At 37.2% G+C, this 9,145-nt stretch carries 9 protein-coding genes; 3 read left to right on the forward strand and 6 right to left on the reverse strand.

Translation table 11 applies throughout. From position 1 onward, the window contains the following. Positions 1–48: 48 nt before the first annotated feature. The 6 genes from E1140_RS03820 to E1140_RS03845 form a co-directional block, all read right to left on the reverse strand. The gene (locus tag E1140_RS03820; protein WP_155179207.1) at positions 49–540 is read right to left on the reverse strand and encodes a hypothetical protein; all 492 of its coding nucleotides are present in this window, start codon (positions 538–540) and stop codon (positions 49–51) included. 138 nt (positions 541–678) lie between these two features. Then, positions 679–1,293, reverse strand: coding sequence for an ABC transporter ATP-binding protein (locus tag E1140_RS03825; RefSeq protein ID WP_155179209.1), 615 nt, complete (start codon positions 1,291–1,293; stop codon positions 679–681). A 6-nt stretch (positions 1,294–1,299) separates the two neighbouring features. Continuing rightward, positions 1,300–2,079 carry an acyl-ACP--UDP-N-acetylglucosamine O-acyltransferase gene (lpxA, locus tag E1140_RS03830; protein WP_155179211.1) on the reverse strand — a complete coding sequence of 260 codons (780 nt, stop codon included), beginning with the start codon at positions 2,077–2,079 and terminating at the stop codon, positions 1,300–1,302. Continuing rightward, positions 2,076–3,470, reverse strand: a complete 1,395-nt coding sequence (locus E1140_RS03835) for a bifunctional UDP-3-O-[3-hydroxymyristoyl] N-acetylglucosamine deacetylase/3-hydroxyacyl-ACP dehydratase (RefSeq protein WP_155179213.1) — start codon at positions 3,468–3,470, stop codon at positions 2,076–2,078. Before E1140_RS03835 ends, lpxA begins: the two co-directional genes overlap by 4 nt. Beyond that, the gene (gene lpxD / locus E1140_RS03840) at positions 3,470–4,522 is read right to left on the reverse strand and encodes a UDP-3-O-(3-hydroxymyristoyl)glucosamine N-acyltransferase (RefSeq protein WP_155179215.1); all 1,053 of its coding nucleotides are present in this window, start codon (positions 4,520–4,522) and stop codon (positions 3,470–3,472) included. Before lpxD ends, E1140_RS03835 begins: the two co-directional genes overlap by 1 nt. 18 nt (positions 4,523–4,540) lie before the next feature. Beyond that, positions 4,541–5,782, reverse strand: coding sequence for an HD domain-containing protein (locus E1140_RS03845; protein ID WP_155179218.1), 1,242 nt, complete (start codon positions 5,780–5,782; stop codon positions 4,541–4,543). 65 nt (positions 5,783–5,847) lie between these two features. Here E1140_RS03845 and porX point away from each other — a divergent pair, with 65 nt between their 5' ends. Genes porX through E1140_RS03860 form a run of 3 tightly spaced genes read left to right on the forward strand, consistent with a single transcriptional unit; the run spans position 5,848 to position 9,074 of the window. Continuing rightward, on the forward strand, positions 5,848–7,416 hold the full coding sequence (gene porX, locus E1140_RS03850; protein ID WP_155179220.1) for a T9SS response regulator signal transducer PorX: 1,569 nt from the start codon (positions 5,848–5,850) through the stop codon (positions 7,414–7,416). Further along, a complete protein-coding gene (tsaE, locus tag E1140_RS03855; RefSeq protein WP_155179231.1) occupies positions 7,406–7,855 on the forward strand; it encodes a tRNA (adenosine(37)-N6)-threonylcarbamoyltransferase complex ATPase subunit type 1 TsaE in 450 nt (149 codons plus the stop codon). The genes porX and tsaE overlap by 11 nt, the downstream gene beginning before the upstream one ends. Then, the gene (locus E1140_RS03860) at positions 7,848–9,074 is read left to right on the forward strand and encodes an alanine dehydrogenase (protein ID WP_155179233.1); all 1,227 of its coding nucleotides are present in this window, start codon (positions 7,848–7,850) and stop codon (positions 9,072–9,074) included. Before tsaE ends, E1140_RS03860 begins: the two co-directional genes overlap by 8 nt. The last annotated feature ends 71 nt before the right edge of the window (positions 9,075–9,145 follow it).

Genomic DNA, 9,145 nt, shown 5'->3' on the forward strand with positions numbered 1-9,145 from the left:
AAAAAGGCCGCAATTGCGGCCTTTTTTATTTGTTAATATCTGATATTCTTATTTAGTAAAATCGAATGTCCATGTTCCATCAACAGCCTCTATTCTAGAAGAACTATGAGTTCCATCATCAAAAACGAAAGATAGTTGAAGATTTGAATCAGTTAAAGTAGAAACAGTAATTACAAGTCCATCATCTCTTACAATATTGAATGATGATGGGTTTGCATCTGTTATTTCATTTTGGAAATTCCAAGTACCATTCCCTGCAAAAGGCACAATTCCAGAACCCTGTGGGCCACCAGAAATGCTATATGTTCCTGCATTAGTCCCTGCTGTGTAGCCAATAGTTAGTTGAAAATTTGTGTAATCAGCTGATCTGTCCTGAACGGGACTTCCAAAAGTTACACTAGTTGCATTCCACGTAGAAGTAAATTTTGCTCCAACTTGGTCTGCCGCAGGCACTCCTGGATCATCATCACTCTTACAGCTTGCATTTGCTAACAAGAATACCAATACTGCTGCACTAAGAAGGTAGTTTAAACTTTTCATTAATTATATTTTATCGTTTGCTATTTCTAACTATAGTTTAGTACTAAATCGATTGGCTAAAATAAGAATAATTTTTATTTAATACTTACTATACTTACTGTATATCAGTTTTTTTTACTTGGTAACCAGCAAGACTGACTACTTGAAACTTTCAATGTTTAGTACTGATTTGCAGCTTTTATATTCTTCCGGTTGATTAGATGCGATGATTACCAAACGGTTATCAATCTGATTTATTTTAGTGGCATACCAACTTATGGCTTTTTCATCCAAATTGCTGGTCGGTTCATCAAGGAGTAGTATTGGAGTATCAGAATAAAAGGCTAACACAAGTTTGAGCCTCTGTTTCATTCCAGATGAGAAGTTCTTAATGTATTTATTTTCTGAGCCAATAAAATATGCGTCTTCAATAATATCGGTAATGGTTTTTCCTGAAATTAAATTTTTGAATTTAAAATGAAACTCTAACAGTTCTATAAGTGTGAATTCCTGAATGATATCCAGGTATGGCGCTGCAAGAGAAACCTCTTTAAATACTTCCTCTACTGGTATATCCTGAACTCCTTTAGAATACTTGACAATGCCAGCGGATGGTAATGAGCCCCCAGCAATTACTTGGATTAGGGTAGATTTTCCACTTCCATTTGAACCAGTAATAGCATAGTGATTACCCAATTCAAATGTGTAATTGATATTCTCAAAAACACGCTCCTGATTAAATCGTTTAGTTAGATTTTCGAGCTGTATTAACATTTACTACTAATACGAGTAGCCTTTCATTACTCCGCGGTCTGAACTCCTGATAAAGTTGATGATTTCGTCTCTTTCTTTAGAAGGAGACAATTCAAGCTCAACAAGGTCGAGAGCCTTTGAGTTATTAAGACCTTTCAGAAAAATATATCTGTAGATTTCCTGAATCTCATTGATTTTTTCAGAAGTGAATCCCCGTCTTCTTAGTCCTATTGAGTTAATACCGGCATAAGTAAGAGGCTCCCTTGCCGCTTTAGTATAAGGTGGAACATCCTTTCTTACTAATGAACCTCCTGAAAGCATGGTGTGCGAACCAACTTTTACAAACTGATGAATTGCACTCGAACCACCAATAATAGCATGATCTTGAACAGTAACGTGACCAGCAATTTGCACAGCATTAGCGATTATGCAATTATCACCAATTAAGCAGTCATGAGCCACATGAACATAGGCCATCAAAAGGCAATTGCTTCCTACAACAGTTTTGTACCTGTCATCTGTGCCTCGTGAGATTGTAACATATTCTCTAATAACAGTATTGTCACCAATGTAGGTCTCAGTATCTTCACCTTTGTATTTTAAATCCTGAGGCACTGATGATATTGAAGCTCCTGGGTAAATCTTTACATTCTTGCCAATGTGAGCACCTTCAAAAATTGTAACATTTGGACCAATCCATGTGCCTTCTTCAATAGTTACATTCTTATGAATAGTAGAGAATGGCTCAATAACTACATTACGAGCTATCTTGGCCTGAGGATCAATATATGCTAATGGTTGATTCATACGTCTTTTCTTACAATACTGGCGGTCATTGTTCCTTCACACACCAAAGTGTTTCCTACATAAGCTTTACCTGTCATTTTAGCAATGCCTCTTTTAATTGGAGCAAGTAAATCACATTTAATTATTAAAGTATCTCCAGGTAAAACCATCTTTCTAAAGCGGAAATTTTCAATGCCTAAGAAGTATGTCCAATAATTCTCTGGGTCTGGAACAGTATTTAATACCAGAATACCACCTATCTGAGCCATCGCTTCAACTTGAAGAACACCTGGCATAACAGGATTTCCGGGGAAGTGGCCCATAAAGAAGTGTTCGTTCAAAGTAACATTTTTAACTCCAGATACACTTTCATCATCTAAATGAATGATCTTATCAATTAATAGGAAAGGGTACCTATGAGGTAAGATATTACTGATTTGATTTATATCTAATACCGGAGGTAAAGATGGGTTGTATTTAGGGATATTATGCTTTGAAGAACTGCTCATCGCCTTTTTAAGCTTTTTAGCAAAAGCCACATTGGCTGCATGACCGGGCCTTGCTGCAAGAATCTGAGCTTTTAACGGCCTGCCAGCTAGAGCAAGGTCTCCAATTACATCAAGAAGTTTATGTCGTGCTGGCTCGTTTTTATAACGAAGCTCTACATTGTTTAAGATGCCCTCTTTCTGAACTTCAACCTTAGGTTTATTGAATAAGGAAGCTAAACTATCCAATTCATGATCTTGGACTACTCTGTCTACAACAACAATAGCATTGTTTAAATCACCACCCTTGATAAGGTTGTTTTTGTGAAGCATTTCAAGCTCATGTAAAAAACAAAAAGTTCTACATGAAGCTATTTCCTTCTCAAACTGGTTAATGTTAGTTAAAGAGGCATGCTGACTGCCAAGAACAGGAGAGTTATAGTCAACCATAACAGTTAACCTATAATCGTCCAATGGTAAAGCCGCAATCTCTACATCTCGAGCAGGCTCACGATAGAAGATACCATCAGGCACTTCGAAGAAGTCGCGGAGCGCATTTTGCTCTTCAGTTCCAGCTTCTTTTAAAATATTAACAAACTGAATTGAGCTACCATCCATAATGGGAGGTTCTGGCCCATCCAGTTGAATTAAAACATTATCAATTTCAAGACCTACTAATGCAGCTAGTGTATGCTCTACGGTATTAACCCTTGCTCCACTTTGCTCAATTGTAGTTCCTCTAGACAGGTCCACTACATTGTCAACATCAGCATCGACAATTGGCTGTCCTTCTAGATCTGTTCTTTGAAACTTAATACCATGACCTGGTTTGGCAGGAACAAAAGTCATGTTGGACTGAACACCAGTGTGTAATCCAACCCCTGACAAAGTCACGGATTTCTTAATAGTATGTTGCTTAATATTCATTAGCTCTCCCGAAATGTCGGCAAATTTAGCATTTTTTCTTCAAGTTGCTTTAACCTGAAATTTAAATCGGGAAGATTTTTAAACAGTGCGTAAGACCTTTGGTATTTGATTACGTCCATAGCCGGTGTCCCCCACAGTTTCATACCTGATTTTGTGGATTTGGAAACACCCGATTGGGCACCCACTCCCGTATTGTCAGCAATTTTAATATGACCACCAACCCCAACTTGGCCCCCAATAATGCAATTGGTGCCTATTTCTGTTGATCCGCTTACACCAGTTTGAGCGGCAATAACCGTATCTTTTCCAATTTTCACATTATGTCCTATTTGAACTAAATTGTCCAATTTAACACCATCACCAACCCTAGTACTATCTCCATGAAAGGTAGCGCAGTCAATTACCGTATTTGCACCAATATCGACATTGTTTCCGATTACTACATTTCCCATTTGGGGTATGGTTTTGTAGGTTCCATCAGATTGAGGTGCGAAGCCAAAACCATCACTCCCAATAACTACTCCTGAATGAAAAACACAATTGGCACCAATTTTTGTATGCGGGTACAATTTTACATTAGCATTTAAAATTGTATTATCCCCAATTTCAACATTGTCACCTATATAGGTATGAGGGTATATTTTGACATTAGTACCAATCTTAACATTATGACCAATGTAGGAAAAAGCTCCCCGATATACGCTTTCTCCTACGGTACAATCATTTCCAATAAAACTGGGTTCTTCAATGCCGGTCTTCTGATAACTTATAAACTTATGATACTCTTCTAATAGGATTGTAAAGCTAGAGTAAGGATCGTCAACTTTGATAAGTGTTGTTTTTAGATCCTTTTTAGACTTAAAATCTTTGTTTACAATTACTGCTGACGCATCGGTTTCGTATATGAACGGCTCATATTTTGGATTGGAAAGAAATGATATCTCACCATTTTTGGCCTCTTGAATTTTGGCCAGCATGCTTATCTTCTTTTCACCGTCCCCCTGAATTTCACCTCCAAGAAGTAGCGCTATTTGACTAACTGTAAATTCCATTAATTGATTGAATCAGGGCTAGTTGTTATTTGGTAAAGATACATTTTTGGGATAGCATAGATAATATTTTTTAACAATTTTGCTAATAGCCTTAATATTAGGCAGATCAGCGGCATCAGCTATATTAATTAGCTTCCCCTTTTTTGTTAAAATATCAATGGAGGAATTCTCAGGAATGTAGGCTTTATTGGTAACCTCGCCATAGGCATAGAAATACCTGGCCTCAGATCGCTGAATATTAAATTTGTCTGCTATTTCATTTCTAAGATCTTCAATACCTTGCTTGCTAAGAGGTTCATTGTTAAGCTTGATTTTGAATAATTCCCTCTTTAATAAACTTTGACTCAACTCCCTTAAAATTCTGTCGTCTGAATGTTGCCAAACTTTAACAGCTCCCCAGATATCATGATCGTCAAGTTCACCAAAAAGTGTAATCAATTCATCGTTATCTTGAAAATCATCTAGTGTCTTTTCATTATACAGAAAGGTAAGGAGTGATTTAGTGCCGAAGATCTCCTGACCTGAAAGGGCAAGATCCTTGGCTCTTAGAATGAGGTTGATTAGCATTTTCTCAGCACTAACTGAAGTCTTGTGCAGGTACACTTGCCAATACATAAGCCTTCGGGCATTCAGGAAATTTTCAATGCTGTAAAGGCCTTTCTCCTCAATTACGATATTGCCTTCAACAACATTGAGCATCGATAATATCCTTTCGAGACCAATATTACCTTCTGATACACCTGTAAAAAAGCTATCTCTTTTTAAATAATCGAGTCGATCTACATCTAGCTGGCTAGATACTAGTTGATGAAGAAAATGCTTGTGATAGGTGTTTTGGAAGATTTTAAGTGCCAAATCCAATTGACCTCCAAAGTCTTTATTCAGCTTCTTCATTAACAAGTAGGAAAGACTCTCGTGCTGAATGCCTTTAAGTAAGCTGAACTCAAGGGCGTGAGAGAACGGTCCGTGACCAAGATCATGAAGAAGTACAGCTATTTGTGCTTGTTCGTATTCTTGCTCATCAATTTCTATGTTTTTACTCTTAAGTGTATCCAACGCTCTGGTCATCAGGTGCATGGCACCTATAGCATGATGAAACCTTGTGTGGTGAGCGCCAGGATAAATCAGTTCGGTTAATCCAAGCTGTTTGATTCTCCTAAGCCTTTGAAAAATGGGATGCTGAATGATGTCAAAAATCAAATCACTTTTTATAGTGATGAAACCATAGACAGGATCATTAAATATTTTCTTTTTATTCAATCTATTGCTTTCTTTTTCCGTTATTCAAGGAATAAAATTGATTTTATTTAACCAAAAACAGGTCGATGCAAAGATATAATATTTTATGGGCGGATGATGAAATAGACTTATTGAAACCTCATATACTTTTTTTAGAGAATAAGGGCTATGATATTACCGCTGTTAATAGTGGCAATGATGCAGTTGATTGCTGTGAAGAAAGTCACTTCGATGTTGTGTTTTTGGATGAGAATATGCCAGGTATGTCAGGGCTGGAGGCATTGGGACACATTAAATCAATGAAGCCTAATTTGCCAGTAGTGATGATTACTAAGAGTGAAGAGGAACAAATTATGGAAGATGCAATTGGGGCTAAGATTGCTGATTACCTTATTAAACCACTGAACCCTAGCCAGATTCTTCTGTCAGTCAAAAAGATTCTTGATAATAAGCGATTAATCACGGAGAAGACCAACCTCAACTATCAGCAAGAATTTAGAAATATCAGCATGTCATTCGGTGATGATTTAGATCATGAAGAATGGGCTGATATCTATAAGAAGCTTATCTACTGGGAACTTGAGATTGATAATACTGAGAATAAAAGCATGTATGAGGTTTTGAACATGCAAAAAGATGAGGCCAATACTCAGTTTACCCGTTTTATAAGAGATAACTACGAGTCGTGGTTAAATGATCCAAATGTAGATAAGCCAATGTTATCTCATCAGCTGATGCGGGAGAAGGTTTTTAATAAGGTAAAAAAAGGAGAGAAGAGTGTTTTCTTTTTAGTGATTGATAACCTAAGGAGTGATCAGTGGAAAATGATTGAGCCTGCTGTAACAGAATATTTTAACGTGGAGGAAGAGGATACTTACTATTCTATTTTGCCTACTACTACAGCTTATGCCAGGAACTCTATTTTCTCAGGGCTATTACCAAGTGAGATGGAGCATAAGCACCCTGATTTATGGGTTGGAGAAGATGAAGATGAAGGTAAAAATAACCATGAGCATGAATTTCTTGAGCGTCAGATTAGAAGGCTCAATAGCGATATTAAATTTAGTTATCATAAAATAAAGCATACCTCAGAAGGTAAACAGTTGGTTGACAACATCAACAATCTGCTGAATAACGACTTAAATGTTATCGTATATAATTTTGTGGATATGCTTTCTCATGCTCGAACCGATATGGCAATGGTTCGTGAGCTTGCTCCGGATGAGTCTGCTTATAGATCCATCACAAAATCATGGATTGAGCATTCTCCATTATTAGATGCGCTAAGGTTAATTGCAGAGAGCGGATCTAAGCTAATTGTGACAACTGACCATGGTACTATTAGAGTAAAGAAGCCTTTTAAAATTGTTGGAGATAGAAATACCAATAGCAATTTGAGGTACAAACAAGGCAAGAACCTTGGTTACTCTTCTAAGGACAACCTACTTGAAGCGCCAAAACCAGAGCGTTTTTATTTACCAAAGCTCAATGTATCAACCAGTTATGTTTTTGCCACTGAAGATCAATTTTTCGCCTATCCAAATAATTACAATTACTACGTCAACTACTATAAAGACACATTTCAACACGGTGGGGTATCCATGGAAGAGATGATTATTCCAATAATTTCGCTAAATTCGAAATATGGTAAATAGTGCTTTACCGCATCTGAAGATAGAAATATGCGGTTTAGAAGAGTTAGAAGCAGCAGCTTCTGAAGTGATTAAATTTGCGGGTGATTTAAGGTTTTGGATACTTGATGGTGATATGGGTGCCGGTAAAACAACATTTATAAAAGCTGTCTGTAAGTGTTTAGGAGTTGCTGACAATGTCACGAGTCCCACGTATTCAATAATTAATGAATATGAAACTGAGGGTGGTGAGCCAATTTATCATTTTGATTTCTATAGAATGAAAGAAGAATCTGAGGCTCTTGATATTGGGGCAGATGAATATTTTGATTCAGGTAAATACTGCTTTGTTGAGTGGCCATCTAAAATCCCGACATTATTACCTGACTCTCATTTTTTAAATGTGTCCATAAGTTTGACACACAATGATAACAGGCTCATTGAACTAAACCGTCATGACTAAGAAATCGCAATCAGGATTTGCTCAGCTAGCGTCAAAGACTAGTCTGTACCCAGAAGAAAAGCTTCTGAAAGTAAAAAAAGGTAAGCATTCTTTTTTAATAGGGCTTCCAAATGAAATCTCCATGCAGGAGAAGCGTCTGACGCTTACCCCCGATGCAGTAGCACTTTTAGTGAATAATGGCCATGAGATTTGGGTGGAAACCAAAGCAGGCGAAGGATCGAAGTTTTCTGATAAACAATATAGCGATGCTGGAGCCAAGATTATTTACACATCAGAGGAAATATATAAAGCTGATGTTATACTGAAAATTGAGCCGCCATCAATAGAAGAAATAGAGTTGATGAAAAATGGCAAAATCTTGATTTCAGCAATTCAATTAGGCAATCAAACTCCAGAATATATAAATGCTTTAAACAAGAAGAGTATAACAGCACTGGCATTTGAATTTATTGAGGATAAGGTGGCAGGAATGCCAATAATCAGAGCGATGAGTGAAATTGCCGGAAATACTGTTATGTCAATAGCGTCTGAGTATTTGAGCTGTACCAATGGAGGTAAAGGGATTATTTTAGGAGGGATTACTGGTGTACCGCCAACTAAGGTGGTGATAATTGGAGCGGGTACTGTTGGTGAATATGCCGGACGTGCAGCTATAGGTTTGGGTGCTGAGATTCAGATTTTTGACAATCATATTTATAAGCTTCGCAGAATAAAGCAGACGCTCGGCCATCAGGTATATACTTCAACCATTGATACCTTAACCTTAAGCGAGTCTTTGCAAAATGCTGATGTCGTTATTGGAGCTTTAAGAGCTGAAAAGGGTAGAAATCGACATGTAGTTAGTGAGGATATGGTGGCTCAGATGAAGCAAGATTCGCTCATTATAGATGTAAGTATTGATCAGGGTGGATGTATTGAAACTTCAGAACTGACTACCTTGAAGAAACCTACTTTCAGTAAATATGGTGTCATCCATTATTGTGTCCCTAATATAGCATCAAGAGTAGCACATACAGCCACTACAGCATTGAGTAATATTTTTACTCCAACAATTCTTAGAGCAGCAGAGGAAGGTGGGGTGGAGGATATGATTTTTGCGCATAGTTGGTTTATGAAGGGAGTCTATACTTTTAAAGGCAGCTTAACCAATGAGCATATTGGAAGAAAATTTGGTATGAAACATAAAGATCTGGGCTTGTTAATAGCGGCTCGCTTCTAACATTTGATTAATTTTTTCTTCTATTGGGTTGTAAAATGAGTCCAATATTTACTTTTATTGCTATAATTATC

The sequence above is a fragment of the Fulvivirga lutimaris genome (genome assembly GCF_009711525.1).
Lineage (GTDB): Bacteria > Bacteroidota > Bacteroidia > Cytophagales > Cyclobacteriaceae > Fulvivirga > Fulvivirga lutimaris.

Coding starts and splice junctions, on each gene's coding strand:
- E1140_RS03820 (WP_155179207.1), bottom strand. CDS start 540: ATGAAAAGTTTAAACTACCTTCTTAGTGCAGCAGTATTGGTATTCTTG.
- E1140_RS03825 (WP_155179209.1), bottom strand. CDS start 1,293: ATGTTAATACAGCTCGAAAATCTAACTAAACGATTTAATCAGGAGCGT.
- lpxA (WP_155179211.1), bottom strand. CDS start 2,079: ATGAATCAACCATTAGCATATATTGATCCTCAGGCCAAGATAGCTCGT.
- E1140_RS03835 (WP_155179213.1), bottom strand. CDS start 3,470: ATGAATATTAAGCAACATACTATTAAGAAATCCGTGACTTTGTCAGGG.
- lpxD (WP_155179215.1), bottom strand. CDS start 4,522: ATGGAATTTACAGTTAGTCAAATAGCGCTACTTCTTGGAGGTGAAATT.
- porX (WP_155179220.1), top strand. CDS start 5,848: ATGCAAAGATATAATATTTTATGGGCGGATGATGAAATAGACTTATTG.
- tsaE (WP_155179231.1), top strand. CDS start 7,406: ATGGTAAATAGTGCTTTACCGCATCTGAAGATAGAAATATGCGGTTTA.
- E1140_RS03860 (WP_155179233.1), top strand. CDS start 7,848: ATGACTAAGAAATCGCAATCAGGATTTGCTCAGCTAGCGTCAAAGACT.